General features: G+C 42.6%; 12 protein-coding genes and 4 tRNA genes. 10 read left to right on the plus strand and 6 right to left on the minus strand.

The genetic code is table 11. The annotated features are described in order from the left end of the window. Positions 1-76 precede the first annotated feature (76 nt). Complete coding sequence (locus tag JFC08_RS03225) at positions 77-409, minus strand: hypothetical protein (RefSeq protein ID WP_198329682.1); 333 nt, start codon at positions 407-409, stop codon at positions 77-79. A 199-nt stretch (positions 410-608) separates the two neighbouring features. On the opposite strand from JFC08_RS03225, the gene JFC08_RS03230 reads away from it, so the two are divergent. Then, positions 609-1,910 carry a right-handed parallel beta-helix repeat-containing protein gene (locus tag JFC08_RS03230; protein WP_198329683.1) on the plus strand — a complete coding sequence of 434 codons (1,302 nt, stop codon included), beginning with the start codon at positions 609-611 and terminating at the stop codon, positions 1,908-1,910. Positions 1,911-1,975: 65 nt separating this feature from the next. Here the strand turns inward: JFC08_RS03230 and JFC08_RS03235 are convergent, their stop codons facing one another. The 5 genes from JFC08_RS03235 to JFC08_RS03255 all read right to left on the minus strand — a co-directional run bounded on the left by JFC08_RS03235 (position 1,976) and on the right by JFC08_RS03255 (position 8,790). Further along, positions 1,976-2,761, minus strand: a complete 786-nt coding sequence (locus tag JFC08_RS03235) for an SDR family NAD(P)-dependent oxidoreductase (RefSeq protein ID WP_198329684.1) — start codon at positions 2,759-2,761, stop codon at positions 1,976-1,978. 294 nt (positions 2,762-3,055) lie between these two features. Beyond that, positions 3,056-3,604, minus strand: a complete 549-nt coding sequence (locus JFC08_RS03240) for a hypothetical protein (RefSeq protein ID WP_227697621.1) — start codon at positions 3,602-3,604, stop codon at positions 3,056-3,058. 251 nt (positions 3,605-3,855) lie between these two features. Then, positions 3,856-5,016 carry a hypothetical protein gene (locus JFC08_RS03245; protein ID WP_198329686.1) on the minus strand — a complete coding sequence of 387 codons (1,161 nt, stop codon included), beginning with the start codon at positions 5,014-5,016 and terminating at the stop codon, positions 3,856-3,858. Between the two features lie 172 nt (positions 5,017-5,188). Further along, positions 5,189-8,179, minus strand: a complete 2,991-nt coding sequence (gene polA / locus JFC08_RS03250) for a DNA polymerase I (RefSeq protein ID WP_420825204.1) — start codon at positions 8,177-8,179, stop codon at positions 5,189-5,191. A 197-nt stretch (positions 8,180-8,376) separates the two neighbouring features. Further along, positions 8,377-8,790, minus strand: a complete 414-nt coding sequence (locus JFC08_RS03255; RefSeq protein WP_060490459.1) for an organic hydroperoxide resistance protein — start codon at positions 8,788-8,790, stop codon at positions 8,377-8,379. 279 nt (positions 8,791-9,069) lie between these two features. Here JFC08_RS03255 and JFC08_RS03260 point away from each other — a divergent pair, with 279 nt between their 5' ends. The 9 genes from JFC08_RS03260 (at position 9,070) to JFC08_RS03300 (ending at position 16,606) form a co-directional block, all read left to right on the plus strand. Beyond that, positions 9,070-9,993 carry a hypothetical protein gene (locus JFC08_RS03260; protein ID WP_198329687.1) on the plus strand — a complete coding sequence of 308 codons (924 nt, stop codon included), beginning with the start codon at positions 9,070-9,072 and terminating at the stop codon, positions 9,991-9,993. A 188-nt stretch (positions 9,994-10,181) separates the two neighbouring features. Beyond that, the gene (locus tag JFC08_RS03265; protein WP_045453786.1) at positions 10,182-11,777 is read left to right on the plus strand and encodes a peptide chain release factor 3; all 1,596 of its coding nucleotides are present in this window, start codon (positions 10,182-10,184) and stop codon (positions 11,775-11,777) included. A gap of 213 nt (positions 11,778-11,990) precedes the next feature. Next, positions 11,991-12,845, plus strand: a complete 855-nt coding sequence (locus JFC08_RS03270; protein ID WP_198329688.1) for an RsiV family protein — start codon at positions 11,991-11,993, stop codon at positions 12,843-12,845. 123 nt (positions 12,846-12,968) lie between these two features. Next, a complete protein-coding gene (locus JFC08_RS03275; RefSeq protein ID WP_198329689.1) occupies positions 12,969-14,135 on the plus strand; it encodes an FHA domain-containing protein in 1,167 nt (388 codons plus the stop codon). Between the two features lie 214 nt (positions 14,136-14,349). Further along, on the plus strand, positions 14,350-15,846 hold the full coding sequence (locus JFC08_RS03280) for an anthranilate synthase component I family protein (protein ID WP_198329690.1): 1,497 nt from the start codon (positions 14,350-14,352) through the stop codon (positions 15,844-15,846). A gap of 182 nt (positions 15,847-16,028) precedes the next feature. Continuing rightward, a tRNA-Thr gene (locus tag JFC08_RS03285) sits at positions 16,029-16,104 on the plus strand. Positions 16,105-16,171: 67 nt separating this feature from the next. After that, positions 16,172-16,255, plus strand: a tRNA-Tyr gene (locus JFC08_RS03290). A gap of 83 nt (positions 16,256-16,338) precedes the next feature. Continuing rightward, positions 16,339-16,412 (plus strand) — tRNA-Gly (locus JFC08_RS03295). 119 nt (positions 16,413-16,531) lie between these two features. Continuing rightward, positions 16,532-16,606 (plus strand) — tRNA-Thr (locus JFC08_RS03300). Positions 16,607-17,193 lie beyond the last annotated feature (587 nt).

Below are 17,193 nucleotides of genomic sequence, written 5' to 3' on the forward strand. Positions count from 1 at the left end.
ATCAGAAGTAATGTAAGCACAATGAAAAAGCACGCCCGTTATATCGAGCGTGCTTTTTTATCATGAAAGAGCGTGGTTAAAAATCGTCATCATTGCTAAGCTTAGCAGCGTCTCTATCAGCGATATCGACAATATCTGGATAATCGCTGTCATCCAAATTATCATCCACTAATACTTCATCGATTCGCGATTCGTCTATATTTTGATGATGGATAGGGGTTAGCCCTTGAATTGCATCACTTCCGGCTTGCGAGTTGTCAAATCCTGCGCTATTGTCAATCACGTCATCATTATCAATCGTGTGCAACATTGGATCGTCTAAATCCAATTCTTGACGGTTATTATTGAGGTCAGTGTCACCTTCAATATGATCCATTGCTTCTGGTAGCGGGCTTTTTGAATGGTCCATCATGGTTTCCTTATTATCGATAGTTATTATTAATGGATGTAGCTGATTTTATTTATTAAGATTTATTTATTAAAAGCATTATGACTTTATTAAAAATATTGTGACGTGTTATGACGCTTGCTAATAGTAGTAAGGTGTCACAGGATGTTCAAAAAATGTAAGACAAGTACAAGATAGACATAAAAATAGGAAATATACGATGGTATCAAGTAGTAGGTTGTTCGTCACAATATCCTTAATCAGTGCCACAATAGGGTTGACTGCTTGTGAAGGTGTACCTTTTTCTGGTAGCAGCACCCATAGCAGCTTGGATAATGCTGATTTAAAACAGCCGTTAATTATCGATGCCAAACTGCCAAAAGACACGACAGCCATAGACTGCGCACAATTAACGCCGAAGCAAATAGTTAAGGTAAAAGGTCACAGCGTACTCAGTGCAAGCTGTGATTTGACAGCCAAGTCGATACGCTTTGAGTTGAATGATTCGCACAGCTCTCTCGACTGTCAGGGCGCACTACTCAGTACTCGCGCTGATGATGCGTCAACGGCCAGCGCAATTATGATTAAGCCCAAAACAGATAGCGCTATCGAAGATATTACCGTTGCCAATTGTCATGTGGATGGCTATGGTCATGCGCTACATATTCGCCAATATAGCCAGCCCAACCAGCGTTATGCGCGCGGCTTGATAGACCCTGCTGCCAATCGTGCGCTTGCACCAAGCGATATTCGTGTGATTAATGTGAGTAGTCAAAACAGTATCAATAGTGGCATGTTCGTCGGTGATCATGTGCATGGCGTGAGCTTTGATAAAGTACGTATTCAAAACGCAGGCACCGTTGGATTATATCTGGAATTTGGTAGCCGCGATAACGTGATTAAAAATTCGGTGTTTGTCGGTAATGGTTTCCGTACCTTTAAGCCCAATCGTGAGGCGATAGCAGTTGATTCGTCGAGTAATAACCGTATCGAAAACAATCAATTTATCCATAATGGAGCAGGCAGTATTTTGCTGTATCGCAATTGCTTTGAGCATGCCGATGACAGTACGCTGGGTAATCACTTTAAGCGTACCGAATCAAGCCGTGACAACATCATTCGTGGCAATATTTTTAACGACGAGCCAGTCGGGGTTTGGGTCGCATCACGACAGTCGCGCAATCTCAAAGGTTTTGAATGCGGTGCTTATTTGCTTAAGCAAACGCCATTTGCGAGCTATCATTTAGACAGCGCTAAGGACAATGAAATCATCGATAATCGCTTTGAGCAAGTCGAGCAGGGTATTATCGTGGAGGATGATGGCACACTAATAGCTGGCAATAAGTTTGCAGCGAACGTGCGTTTACCTATTTATGTCGGTTCTGAAATTCGGGAAGACAGCGCAGCAGGAGCGATAAAAGGGACGGTTATTCAAAACAATGTTTTCATTGATAAGACCGCTGAGCAAGCCATAAAAATTCGTGAGGCAAGCAAAACGGCCACTCATATTGAGCAGCCGTAAGTGTGGCTTTATATTAAATAAGCGTTATCGGTAAACAACAGTATAACGAATAGGCGATGTTGTTATTAAGCACCAACCTTGGTATTGACCCAGCGGATTACAGAATCTGGCGTGACTTGCGAGACTGCTTGAAAGATTTTTGCTGGCATGCCCACAGAGTAATGCGTACTTTTGAGTTTACGATTGGGACTGGTCGTCAATTTACACAATGTTTTGGCGACATCGTTGACCGTTAGATGGATGCCCAAGCGATCCATACTGGTCACTTCGATATCGGCAGTCATGTCAGATTTGACCCACAGCGGCATCACATCGATCACCTTGATACCCAATTTTTCGTACTCAATATTAAGGCCTTCTGTGAGACCTCGCACAAAAAACTTACTGGCCGCATAAGTCGCAACTTCGGGTTGACCATAGATAGCAGAAGCAGAGGACACATTGATAATTTTGCCGTCTTTGCTATCAGCTAGATAAGGTGCCAGTTTATGACAGCCAATCAAAACACCTTTACAGTTGACGTCAATTAAAGCCAATTGCTCATCTAGATTGGTCGTTGGCAATGCGCCACTGACCAGCACCCCAGCATTATTAATGAGTGCATCAATACCACCGAAATGTTCAATCATTTGCTTGATCGCATTGTCCCACGAATCAGGCTGGTTGACATCCAGCTGACCTGTGATAACACGCTGTTGTTTGACGGCTTTCTTAAAAGATTTGTCTTTAATGGCGCTTTCAAGTGTGGCAGTATTGGTCGCAAATAACCCAATATGATGACCTTTTTCCGCCAGCCTTTTGGCGGTGGCCAAGCCGATACCACGTGATGCGCCTGTAATCAATATATTCATAATAAGTGACTTAATCGTTATTAATCATGAGTAAATCGAGGTCGTATATTAGGATGCTTATCCCTCGGACTTATTATTATAGTCATTCCACTATAATAATATTACTGCGTTAGCCTCGCTTGAAGTATTAAATATACATCTACACTCGGTTGCTTTGTACTGTTTTTAAATTGAACCGACTATAGTATAACAAATTCGTCTAAATGTATTTTGCTAGAGAGTATAACTATTGATGTAGAGCGCATGGTGATTAATATAACGAGTAGTTATCACTGTTAGCAGAGACACTCTGCGTTAGTGTGAAGCCGTTTGACAATGCAGCTCGCTCGTCTCTTCTGCTTGACAGTCGTACTCGTTTAAGTTTAAGCGCCACAAATAAATCAAGGCAATGCCATAAATAGCAGTCTCTGATAGCTCTTCTGTAATGACGCCAAAAGCTTCGGGAATCATAATGGCGTTTTCGCCCATATATTCTAATAATGCCAAGGCAGCGACGCTAAAATACAAAGAAACGGGTACTTTTTTTAATATTGCCCAAAGATAACGCCATGAATAAGCCAATAAACCAACGATCAGCACATAAACGATGGTCAGGATGAGGTCTTCCCACCAGTCATAAGAATGGCTGAACAACACAAAATCAGCGGGAACCAATAAGTCTGGTAGATAATTTAACTCACGGCGTATCACAGCAAAGAATACCAGCACCGCTGCCAACCAAAAAGCTCGAATCTGTTTAAACGTATTTGTGGCAGAGCGCTGTAGTAAACACTGCACGCAACGTAGCAGACAGGCGAATAAAATAATAATGCCAGGGATTTCGATGATGCCATCTGAACTCAAAATAAAAACCTCCTGATTTTTTAAAATAAAAAAAGTGAGCACAAAGGCTCACTTTAGACCGAACATTATCCAATGACATATAACGCAATAAGCCGCTATTATAACGCCAATGTCAGCGCTATAACGTTATTTAATATAACTAATGAGTCATATGTCATTGTTAATACAAGCAAACAAATGCTCTTTGTTGTGCACATTGCTATCGGCTATGTATACCTATGATGATACAACCAATTCAATAGATAGTAGGGTTAAAATAACGCTTCCATCCGTAATAATGCTGACGGGTAATGGTCCTTATCCGCTGTTTTATCATTGTAATAATTTAGCTCTGTTTGTACATAAAGCCACTCTCGCCAGACAGGTTGGCGGTAGCTTATAGCAGGGCCATAGCTGTTTAATGTTGATTTATCACGATCAAAGTAACCGCCAGTAGAGACACCATAAGCCAACTGTTTTTCATTGCCCAAATAGTGCACTTGTCTGAGGTCGCTGCTCCAGTCTGTGCTTTCTTCATTGTCGTGGTTGCGATAACGGATGGCGGTGCGATTATTGATGAACTGGTCAGCATTTGTACCATATTGCAGATTTAGCCCTCCTTTTGCATAGTGCTCACTATCGAGTCCATAACGATAGTAACTATCACTAGTGACAGTCCATTTTTTGCTGTCATACCAGTCTTTATCGACGCCCACTTTTACGTATAAGTCATCGAGCGAGCGAACCCCGACATCGATATCTGTTTTGACCCCTAACTGCTGCTCAACCTCATGACTAAAACGTGACCAACGAAGGGCGATAGAACCATTGTCTTCTCGCGTTTTTCTTCTGTTGACGAGTCCATCTTGGTTACTGGTACTTGCTTGGTAAGTATCGCCCGTCACATTCTGTTTTAAGAAAGTATCTTCATCCAAATCCTCATCACCGATAATCAGACTCAATCTTTTTTCTAATACTGGCAATCGTAAGCGGCCGCGAATCCTAGGTTCAACGCTCACGTCACTGCCTGATTGTGGATCGATGACCCAGCGGGTATCTAGTACAACTCGTAAACTGGCTTTGGCGGGTTTTTTTGGATCCGGTTCGCCGAACCAACCGTCCATTTTGTGTGCCCATTCATGCAGCTGCTCTTGGACCTCTTCACGGCGTTCGTCCGTCCAATTTTGTGCTCCTTGTACTGATGGAGCAGACTGCTCGGTAGATGTTTCGGTAGGTTGAGGTAGATAGCCAAATTGATTGAGGTTTTCATCTCGATTAGAGTTAGCATCATGAGATAACGAAGCCGTGTCAGATTTTAGCGGTTCGACTTTCGGTTCTGTGGTGGGCGTAGTATCCGCCCATACCTGCGTGCATAAACTTAAGCTGGCAAGTGTGTAAAGGGTAATGGTGTTGAGATTTGCTGGTTTAATCATGGAGAGCTTCAATTACTTTGGGTAGCTAAAAAGGACAAACAAAAGTATTATGCCATAGGTCGTTAGGCATAAGAAGGTCGTGATGTGAGATGCTTTAAATCTGCTAATAAGAAAAAGGCTAGACATTGTGCCTAGCCTTTTTCAATCTCATTTATTCATAATTAGGAATGCTTCAATGCGCCTTATCCCAATTTTCGCCAGCACCTGTCTCAACCAATAATGGCACTGCAAAGTCGACGTTCCAGCCTTGTTCAACGGCAGTGGTCATTAAGACGTCTTGCATCGCAGTAGTAATGAGTTGGCTAATCTCATCTACCTTGTCACTATCCACTTCAAACACCAGTTCATCATGGACTTGTAGCAGCATTTTGGCTTGCGCTTTTGGCAGTACTTTATCGACGGCAATCATAGCCAGCTTAATCAAATCAGCCGCTGAGCCTTGTAGTGGGGCGTTGATAGCTGCACGTTCAGCGCCTTGCTTGACCATGCGGTTGCTGTGAGTAATATCAGGCGTGTAGAGCTTACGACCCAATATCGTCTTGACATAGCCTTGCTCGTGAGCACTGGCACGGGTATTGATCATATAGTTTTTGACACCAGGATAGCGATCAAAATACATATCGATATAGTCTTGCGCCTCATTGCGGCTCATTTGTAACTGCTTAGCCAGTCCAAAAGCGCTCATACCGTATAGTAGACCAAAATTAATGGCTTTGGCATTACGGCGCTCGGTCGAGGTTACGTCGGCAACATCCTTGCCAAGTACTTCAGCGGCAGTCGCAGCGTGAATATCTAACCCTTCATTAAAGGCGTCAGTTAAGTTTTTATCGCCTGAGAAATGTGCCATGAGACGCAATTCAATTTGTGAATAATCCGCCGCCAAAATAACGCGACCTTCTGGGGCGATAAAGGCCTGACGAATCAAGCGCCCAGTCGCGGTACGAATCGGAATATTTTGTAAATTGGGATCAGTCGAAGACAAACGCCCAGTACTGGTCAATGCTTGATGATAGCTGGTATGTACGCGATCAGTTTTGCTATCTGCGACATTATCAAGCGCATCGGTATAAGTGCTTTTGAGCTTAGATAGACCGCGATACTCTAAGGTAATATCGACCAATGGGTGATCGATTTTTGACAAGACCGCTTCACCAGTAGAGTATTGACCTGATTTGGTCTTTTTGCCACCTGGTACGCCGAGTTTTTCAAATAGCATCTCACCGAGCTGCTTAGGTGAGCCGAGGTTAAACTCTTCTCCTGCCAATTCATAAGCGCGTTTTTCAAGGGCAATAATTTCTTCATCGAAGCGCTTTGATAGCTCATTTAAAAATGGGCGTTTGATTAAAATTCCGTTTGCTTCCATTTGACAAAGTATTTCGGCGGTTGGTATTTCTAGCTCGTGTAGCAATTTGGCATTATTGGCATCGTTCGCCAGCTCAACGCTGAACACCTCAAATAGCTGATAAGTAATGTCAGCATCTTCACAAGCATAGTCGCTAGCGATATCGATGGCGACTTGATCAAAGGTGACTTGCTTAGCGCCTTTACCAGCGACGTCTTCATAGCTGATGGTTTGCGTTTGTAGATAATGGCGTGCCAAATCATCCATGCCATGACGAGTGATAGCGGCATTAATTACATAGCTGGCAAGCATGGTATCCATCGCCCAATTATTGGGACGAGCATGAATGCTACCCAATAAATCGATATCATAATGGCTGAGAATATGCGCATCGTATTTTAAATGCTGACCGATTTTACCGATATTTGGGTTTTCTAAAATAGGTTTTAGACGTGTTAAAACGCTATCGCGGTCGAGCTGTTTAGCCGTCAGCTCGTCACCCTCTAGCGCATGTGTCAGTGGTATATAATAGGCTTCATGCGCTTGTACCGCAAAAGACAAACCGACGATTTGTGCTTGACGCCAATGGACGCTAGTGGTTTCGGTATCAATGACAAAGTGCGGCGCAGACTCTAATAATTCAATCAAACTGTCAAACGCATGCTCATCTAAAACGGTGTGCCACGCTCTATCATGCTGTTTGCCGTTTTGGACATTCTCAATACTGCTTGATTGTATCGACTTAGCGATTTGTGCTTGTGATTCAGCATCTGCTTGGCTACTTGCAACACTTTGTACGCCGTTCCCATTAGCATTGGCTGGATGGTTTGGGTGGTCAAGAGAAGCAAGCTCATTTCTAAATTCAAGCTCGCTATACAGCTCGCGCAGTTCATCTATATGGGCACAAGGATTGGTATCGATCTTCAAATCATTCCAGTCTTGACCGATGTCTAAGTCTGTGACGATAGTGGCCAGTTTGGCATTGAATGGAATTTCCTCTGCATGCTCAATTAAGCCTTTAGCGCCGCGTCCTTTAATAAAGCCAATATGCTTTAACATATTGTCGATATCACCATACTCAACGAGTAAGTCTTTCGCCGTCTTTTTACCGATACCCGGCACGCCTTTAATACCGTCAGAGGCATCACCCATCAAGGTCAAAAAATCAATCATTTGGTTTGGATTAATACCGAATTTTTCGATGACCGCTTGGGTGTCTGTCACTTTTCCCGTAAAGCTGTCTTCCAATATGACGCAGTCATTGACCAGTTGCATCATGTCTTTATCGCCAGTGGAGATGACCACATGATGACCTTGCTCAACCGCACGGTGCGCCAGTGTGCCGATAATGTCATCCGCTTCTGCACCTTCGATGCGTAACAGTGGAATGCCCAAAGCGGTTACCAAGCGATGGATATAAGGAATTTGCTCCACCAGCTCTATGTCGATGGGTGGACGAGCCGCCTTATAGTCAGCAGACATATGATGACGAAAAGTGGGTGACTTGGTATCAAAACAGACCGCCATGTGAGTAGGATGATATCGACGCATCAATTTTAACAGCGCATTGAGCGTGCCACGGATGGCATTCGTTATTAGCCCCTGCGAGTTTTGCATAGTCTTTGGCAAGGCGTGATACGTGCGAAACAGATAATAAGAGCCATCAACCAAAATAAAAGGTGGCTGATTTTTGTCCACGTGACTGGTGTCCATAGTCGCTACGTTGGGCATGGTATCAAAATTCGGTAAGGCTTTAGGGTCAAGCGCTTGATGCGAGTTGTGGTTATTGTCTGCGGAGGATTCGGTCATATGGTCAGTCATAAAGGTCACTTATTATTAGGTATCAGATAGAGTAAATATCAGATAAAACGATGCTTCCATTATAACGATAAAATCAGACCTTGCCGAACTTCTCGATAGTTATGATATTTCTACTGCTGACAGCCGCTCATAAAAAAAGAACCCAGTATTCACTGAGTTCTCTTATAGATAAAGCCGACATTGTTATTATTAAAAATCTATCTCACTTCTGAAGTCACTTCACTATCGATATTACCGTGAGTCGCTTTAGAATATGGGCAAACTTTATTGGCTTTTTCGACCAACTTTTGGAACTCATCCGCTGATAGCTCTGTGTTTTCAGCAGTGACATGAATTTTCACGGCTAATTGAAAATCTAAGCCTTCACCTTTCATTAAATCTACGGATACTTCAGTGGTAGAGTCAAACTTTGCTTTTTCTGCCCCTTTGACCGCAGCAAGTGCGCCATCAAAGCAAGCTGCATAGCCCATCGCAAATAACTGTTCTGGATTATTACCGTCTTTACTGGAACCCGGCGCGACCATATTAATCGTCAAATCACTGTCTTGCAGACTGGCATTACCTGTACGACCGCCAGTAACTGTTGCTTTGGTGGAATATAGTGTTTTCATAACATATCCTTTGTTGTGAGTTTTTATGTTTAAGCATTAAATTTTGATAGGGGATTCAGCATAACAAACCAGTGCATGAGCAATATAGGTCAGTCGTAAGTATATACTGTGGATTTGTAAGTGAACTGTTAGTAGAATCTTTAGCTGCATTTAACTATCGCAGGAAAAGCTTAATCGCTATAAGTAACAGAAGTATTAATGTAATATAGGAATATAGCTGTAAAAAATAAAGTTATCAAAATAGATGATAAAAAATCTAACCAATAAAGGTCTTATTCGATGAATAAATCAATGGTGTTACCTATTGCACTTTCTTTGCTGACATTTACTCTTGCTGGCTGCGGCGGGGAGGATGATGGTATTTATGGTTCGGGTAATAATAAGATTACGCTGACCAGCTTTGACAATAGCTATGATAAGCAAGCGAAAGATAGCGCCATTGCACGCATCGATGAGACCTACCGTACTGGTGAGCGTGAAATCAAGATAAAAAATATCGTTAATAATTATAGTAATCAAGGTTTGAATACTTTGGACAGAACGGTATTGGCAGACAACTTCGAAGGGCGACTGGATAATAAAAATATTGAAGTTGATAACCGCACTGTCAAACGTCCTATCTATGAAAAAGACAGTAATAACAAGCTAGACTATGAAACCAATTATAAGATGCTTAACTTATCAGGCTTGCAGGCAAACAGTTATAGCGCTGGTACAAACATAAATAACAGTCGCGGTATTCTCACGGACTTAAATAATTATCCTAAGATTCAAGCCAATGCAGAGTTTCCGATAGGCTCTGTTTGCTATATTCCAGTAGTCGAGAGCGAACGCTCGTTTTTAGCCTTTAACGACAAAAACAAGACGGGATATACATCGCTCGATAAGTGGATCGATGCAGCTGAAGACCGCTTTAGCGATGATAGAGGCTACAGAACCTCTGAGTTTGGTGTAGGCATCGGCAATAAGCAAAAAGCGGCACAAGTGACGTTCTTAGAATACCGAAATCAGCCTGCTTATCAGTACAATGGGGTCGAATATAACGATGGCACGAATGATAAAAATGCTATTTATGAAGCAAATTATGTTGCCGAAGGTGTGATAAATCCGAATACCAACAGTATTCGCGGTGTGGTGGATTGTACGATAGTCAATGAAGTCGCAGGAGATTTCTTGGCCGCACAAATCAAACGCTACTATTAATCATAAAAACGCATCATGTTAAAAAACTGACCAACACTCTCTATTTGACTATCTAGGGAGTGTTTTTTTATGCGCTAATTCTGCACCTTGACGCTAAATCCGCTACAATACGCTCATTATTTATTCTATTTAGTTAGATTACTGTCTAAAAGACAGCCTTTTTGAAGTTAAGGTTGAAGCCAAAAATTATGAGCGTAGATCCAAAGAAATTAAACAAAGAAGTGGCTAAACGCCGTACTTTCGCCATTATCTCGCATCCCGATGCAGGTAAGACCACCATGACTGAAAAGTTACTGTTATGGGGTCAGGCAATTCAGGTAGTAGGCGAGGTCAAAGGCCGCAAAACTGATCGACATGCGACATCAGACTGGATGAGTATGGAGCAAGAGCGTGGTATCTCGATCACCACTTCTGTCATGCAGTTTCCTTATCAAGACCATGTGGTCAATCTATTGGATACACCGGGTCACGCCGATTTTAGTGAAGATACCTATCGTACCTTGACCGCTGTGGATAGCGCGCTGATGATGGTCGATGGGGCTAAAGGCGTCGAAGAGAGAACCATCAAGCTGATGGAAGTCTGCCGCATGCGCGACACGCCAATCATCTCATTTGTCAACAAGCTGGATCGTCAAATTCGTGAGCCGCTTGAGCTGCTTAGTGAGATTGAGGCAGTGTTAAAAATTAAATGTATTCCAGTGACTTGGCCTATCGGTATGGGACAAGATTTCGTTGGTGTCTACCATCTGACTGAGAACAAGACTTACCTTTATGAAAAAGGTAATGGCGGCAAGATGACAGTCTCTGAGACCCGCGCGGGCTATGATTATCCAGATATCCGTGAGCGTTTGGGTCAATTGATGTTTGATGCTTTCGAAGAGTCACTTGAGCTGGTACAAATGGCGTTAGAAGAATTTAGCGTTGAGGCGTTCTTAGCGGGCGAGATGACGCCAGTATTGTTCGGTACAGCATTGGGCAACTTTGGCGTAAACATGGTACTTGACACCTTGATCAAATATGCACCGCCACCCAAGTCGCATCCGACCAATGAGCGTGAAGTAGCGGCAACAGAGACGGATTTTAGTGGTTTTGTCTTTAAAATTCAGGCCAACATGGACCCACGCCATCGTGATCGCATTGCATTTTTACGCGTGTGTTCAGGCAAGTATGAAAAAGGCATGAAGCTAAAGCATGTGCGTTTGGGTAAAGACGTACGCATTGCCGATGCACTGACCTTTTTGGCAGGGGATCGCGAAGCGTTAGAAGAAGCGTATCCGGGTGATATCATCGGTTTGCATAATCACGGCACCATCTCTATCGGTGACAGTTTTACCGAAGGCGAGGAGCTGAACTTTACGGGTATTCCACATTTTGCGCCTGAATTGTTCCGCCGTGTCATTCTAAAAGATCCGCTCAAATCGAAAGCCTTGCAAAAAGGGCTACAGCAGCTAAGCGAAGAGGGCGCGACACAGGTCTTTATGCCGCAGATTAACAACGATTTAATCTTGGGTGCGGTTGGTGTACTACAGTTTGAAGTGGTCGCGCATCGTCTCAAAGAAGAGTACAAAGTACAGTGTATCTTTGAGCCAGTATCGATTGCCACCGTACGCTGGATTCATTGTGATGATGAAGTGGCATTGGCGAAATTCAAACGCAAAGCTCATGACCAGTTGTCGCTGGATGGCGGTGGTTATTTAACGTATCTTGCCCCATCACGGGTCAACTTGCAGCTGATGCAAGATCGCTATCCAGAAGTCACTTTTAGTAATACTCGTGAGCATTAAAATCCATCATTTTACGAGTTAGTTCATCTTTTAAGACACGCCAGCCGTGTCTTTTTTATTAGCTTAGATTTAGGCATTAAACGAGAGAGGGTAGGTAGCTATTCGTTAGCAGGAGATAGCAAAACCCTAAAAACACAAACAGTGTTCCTACAATACATCGTCATTGTTACGGTAGAATATCAAGTAACATCTTATGTTTATAAAAGAGGATATATGAACGCTGCGAATCAAATTGATATCAATCAGCCAACAATGAATTCGCATTTATTGATGACAGCAAGTCGTAGTCGTCTGCTGAGACTGCTTGCCGGCAGTTTACTGCTAGGTAGCATCGCGATGCCTGCAAATGCAGGTAATCTCATCAGTAGCACGGATTATCTACAATATGAGCTGCCTAAAAAAGTGCAAGCACAGTGTATTGAGCGCGATAATTGTCCAGAAATTGACATCAAATATCTGAAGACCAATCACGGTTGGATCAATGATATCGCCAATGCGCGTATTAATAATTTAGTCGTCAATAGTAAACCGACCGAATCTGCGCCTATCAAAACGAAAGTCAATCAAACAATGGTGAAAGCCGCCATTGATGACTTTGCCAGCTCACAGTTTGTAGACATGCCAGAGGGCAGTTCATGGGCTTATAGACTAATGGTAACGCCTGAGTATTTAGGTCATGTCAGTGATTTTGAACTGTTTGAAATCAATACTTATGTATTTACGGGCGGTGCTCATGGCATGCCTTATAGCGAGTATTTGATATTCGACCAGACCACTAAAGCACAGATAAAGCTAGCGGATATATTAAAGAACGGTCAAGAAAAACGTTTTGAGGCATTGGCCTATGATGCTTATAAAGTATGGGTAAAATCCGTTAGTGATGACGTCAATAGCTATGAAGAGAGCTGGCCATTTACCTTAAGCGATAATATCACCTTGACTGATAAGGGCGTCGATATTCGTTATCAGCATTATTCTATCGGCCCTTATGCTTATGGTATGCCCGTACTTAGTATCCCGTACAGTAAGCTCGACGGTGTCATAAAGCCGCACTTTATACCTAAATAGTTCGGATAGTCATTGCATAACTTATTATGGTTTATATTAAAAAAATCGTAAAATCTCTTAAAAAATTGGCAATGATTTATCTAAAACCATTTGAAATTTAATAAAAGAATAAGGAGTTACCGCATGACGAACAATACAGATAGTATGAAGGCGACAGTCGACACAGAGACTTGGCAACTTAATGCATTAACAGAAGCGCTTGGTGACCTCACGTTGACGGTCAATGACAGCCTATCTGTTGGTCGTGGCAGCGACAATGACGTGGTACTTGGTAGCAAGCAAGTATCGCGTAATCATGCGGTGTTAAGCATCTTAGATGGTCGATTGTATGTCAAAGATTTAGACTCATCGAACGGTACATTTATCAACGAGCAGCGTATCGAAGGTAATACATCGAGCCTTTTACAGGTAGATGATACCATTGGATTTGCCAGTTTCAGCTTTCAGGTGAACGCGCCACTTGCTGCTACAGATACTGATGTATTAGCGCCCGTAGCAGTAGAGGAGTCAGTGGCTGAGACTGAGACAGTGGTTGCTGAAACGACTGCCGAAATACAGGCTGTCGAAGACTCGACGGTGAGTGAACCTGTTGTGCATGAATCAGTAGCAAAAGAGCCGATTGTTAAGCAAACGGGCGTCGAAGCTATACTGCCTGTGACAGCTGATGTGAAGGCAGTACCTGTTGATACAGCCTCGGATAGAGTAGCAGACTCAGTAGGGGTAGCTGAGACCAGTGTTAATGAAACAGTTGAACCAGTCTTACAGGAGCCGATTCAGGAGCCGATTGTGAAACAAACGGGTATCGATGAAGTCTTAACGGCTATAGATAATACCGTGTCCGATACAACTGACGCGGCACCAGTCGCTGCTGCAACTGTAGCAGATGCACAACCTGCTGTAAGTCAGCCAGAAGCCGTCACAGCGACAGAGGCGGCACCGACAGCACCTGCTCATGATACGTTATTAGTAGAGCAGTCAGCTGTACATGAAAAGCCAGCAGTTGAATCAGAGCATGACAAAACGACTAAAACTGCTCTACAAGAAGAAGCAGATCCCGATATTCTACGAGCTAAGCAGGCGGCAACCGCACAATTTTCTGGCACTGCCAATCTAGGTCAATCTCGTGATCTTGGGACAGAAGGTAATAATGCGATGGATCAGGCTATCAGTAATTCAGCCAATGCAGGACAGGCAGAGAAAAAACCAAGCGGTGGTTGGTTTATTTGGGTGTTTATTGCCATCATCATTATTGCGTTAGCATTGTGGTTATTTAACATGGGTGGTGCGTAACCAAGTATTGACCAGTGCGTTTGAGATGCTCTAATCCAATCGAGCTTTGGTATAATTATTAGCCAATTTTTAGCTACTATCGGCTAATAGTCCAGTAACTCTCATGAATATGCCACTTTAATAGCGTCAACATTCAATAGAGTGTTGACGCTATATTTTATTTAACAGTCTGCTGTTTTATCTTTTGCCAATATTTTGTTAAGAGAGCATTATTATGATGAACTTTGAAGAATATCAAGCTTTTAAAGACCGTGGCTTTAGTCATGCCCCACTGATAAAAAAACGTCTAATGGACGCACAGACACCAGTATCTGTATTTTCTAAAGTACGTGATTTAAGCGGCTCTGCATATTTATTTGAGTCTGTCGTAGGCGGGGAGCGTTGGGCACGATATTCGATGATTGGTTTAGGTAGTGATCTCATTTTGCAGTATGCCGATGGTAATATGACCGTCAAAAAAAATGACCATACCGATGTCGATGCAGTCGCTGACCCGTTTGACTATATTCGTCAGCTAATGGCGCAGTATAAGATGCCAACGGTAGAAGATGTCGCTGCGTTACCGAGCTTTAGCGGTGGGTTAGTAGGTTACTTTGGTTATGATATGGTGCGGGTCATTGAGCCGAGTGTGGGCTTGTCCGATGCACCCAACCCCATGACCATGCCAGATATGTGGCTGATGTTATCAATGAACGTCATCGTCTTTGATACTCTAGAAAACACGCTGTCAATTATTGTCTATGCTGATTGCAATAATGAGGATGGTTACAGTAATGCCATTCGTGAACTAGAAAAAATAGAAGACAAACTGGCAGAAATGCCAAATTTGACTGCACCAGTGATGCCGACACCAAAGTTTGTCTCACAAACAGGTGCAGATAAATACTGCAACGACGTCAATAAAATAAAAGACTACATCCTAGCAGGGGATGTCATGCAAGTGGTTCCTGCTCAGCGCCTGACTGCTGATTATAAGGGCAATTCACTTGCTGTATACAGAGCACTGCGGTTTTTGAATCCTTCGCCTTATTTATTCCTTGTACATGGTTACACCCTCGATGATCACAAGCGTTTTGATATCATCGGTGCATCGCCTGAGATATTATCGCGTATCGAAAATGGCAAGGTAACCGTACGCCCGCTAGCAGGCACACGTAAGCGTGGACGTAATGAAGCAGAGGACTTAGCGCTTGAGAAAGAGCTACTAGGTGATAAAAAAGAAATTGCTGAGCATCTGATGCTAATTGATTTAGGACGCAATGATATTGGCCGTGTTTGTGAGTATGGCAGCGTCAAAGTCACCGAAAAGATGTTTATAGAGCGTTATTCACAAGTGATGCATATTGCTTCTAACGTTGAAGGGACAATGTTGTCTGATAAGGATGCCCTCGATGTCTTTTGCGCAACCTTTCCCGCAGGTACGTTGTCAGGGGCGCCCAAAATACGTGCCATGCAAATTATAGATGAGATAGAGCCAGTACGCCGTACCGTATTTGGTGGCGCGGTAGGTTATTTAGGCTGGCATGGTAATATGGATACCGCCATTGCCATTCGTACTGCGGTAATGCGCCGCGGCAAAATTCATATCCAAGCGGGCGCTGGGGTGGTCGCTGACTCTATCCCAGAAGCAGAGTGGGAAGAGACCAATAAAAAAGCATTGGCGTTGGTCAAAGCGGTAAAAATGGCGTGTAATGGTTTACGGATTCGCTAGGGACTCCAGTCATAAAAACACAGTACGCGGTTATTGTGGAAAAACAGCCTATTTTTTATTTAAAAAAACATCATTACAATCAATTAGTTATATTTTTTTATTGAAATAATCATAAAAAAGGCAAAAAAGGGCTTGCGTCTTTCAAAAAATTTGATAGAATAGCCACCACTTTAAGAGAACAAGCCGACTTAGCTCAGTTGGTAGAGCAACTGACTTGTAATCAGTAGGTCGCCAGTTCGATCCCGGCAGTCGGCACCATCTCTCTTAAAGTAGCTTTTTATGAATCTGTCTTAAGCTAAAGTCATTTTTGTTTAAAGCAAACTAAGGTGGGATTGGGGAGCGGTCAAACCCAACAGACTGTAAATCTGTCGCGAAAGCTTCGAAGGTTCGAATCCTTCTCCCACCACCATATTTTTTAAGTTTGTCATAGCGCCAAGCATACTCTTTATACTTAATGACTCTCGATTAGAGTCTTCTTGAATAAGAGTAATTGCGGGTGTGGTATAATGGTAACACCTTAGCCTTCCAAGCTAATGACGCGGGTTCGATTCCCGCCACCCGCTCCATATATACAACATCGCAAAGATTATCAATAAATCATCACGACAGTCAGTTTTAGTATTGCTGTATCGTGATATTTTTTTTAGTAAATCCATAAGTTATTTTTTGTGGTTATTAAAAACATGCTCATATAGCTCAGCGGTAGAGCACTCCCTTGGTAAGGGAGAGGTCTTGAGTTCAATTCTCAATATGAGCTCCATTTATTGTTTAAACCTCTTGTGTTTGCTTTGCCATCTTTAAACAGTTTGTGTCGATATCGAAATTACAAAATATTGAAAATTATAAATTACAGTGTAGCAAATAATATTTAAGGGTGACACTGAGGTGTTGCCTTTTAGTGCTGTCAATTTATTAAGTTATCAATACATGAGTAATTATATAAAAGTATCTAAGATGAAATTATTTAAGATAAAATTATCTAAGATAAAAGCATCTAAGATAAAAGTATCTAGGTTCGGCAGGCTCCAATATTATTAATGATTTACACTAAGATAAAGTAGTGCAACAGCGACGATGTATAATATATTGTAATGTTGACTAGATTAAAAAATACGTATAATGCTTAAACCTATGTGTGCAGCATTGAAATGCATGATCTGAGCACATATATACAGTCGTAAAGTGATCAAACAGTTTTAGTAGATAAGCCATAGCGTCAACGGTTTGATGGTTCTATATGCATCATGAACCGTCAAACAGCTATTCACCGATCTTTGATTGATAAAGATTCACCAAAAAAAGAGGAAATACCCATGGCAAAGGCCAAGTTTGAACGCGTAAAGCCAC

Source organism: Psychrobacter cibarius, assembly GCF_016107535.1.
Taxonomy (GTDB): domain Bacteria; phylum Pseudomonadota; class Gammaproteobacteria; order Pseudomonadales; family Moraxellaceae; genus Psychrobacter; species Psychrobacter cibarius.